Raw genomic sequence first — 261 nt, forward strand, 5'->3', positions numbered from 1 at the left:
ATGTTCAAGAGTTTGAAAGATTAGGGTATCACTTAGATGTGGTTAAAGATGCCAGCCCAACAATTCAAGTGGAACAGTTTATGGATTCAATTAATCCAAATCAGTCCTATTATACGGGTATGGTTTCAGATGATCACGGCGTAGCGAAACTCAGGTTGGTGTGTTATCCGTCCGATGATAAAAATGCCCTACAGAAGTTATTTTTGGAGGCACCCAATACGAATGTCCATCAGTTTTATTATAGTTTCCCAAGTGGGTTAC

The 261-nt window shown here is 39.5% G+C and carries 1 protein-coding gene; it reads left to right on the forward strand.

All coding sequences use genetic code 11. The annotated features are described in order from the left end of the window. Window positions 1-261, forward strand: a 261-nt coding sequence (locus ACRHNM_RS17150) for a hypothetical protein (protein WP_431137852.1), incomplete at both ends; no start/stop codon positions are given.

It is taken from the genome of Psychroserpens mesophilus (assembly GCF_050617655.1).
Lineage (GTDB): Bacteria > Bacteroidota > Bacteroidia > Flavobacteriales > Flavobacteriaceae > Psychroserpens > Psychroserpens mesophilus_A.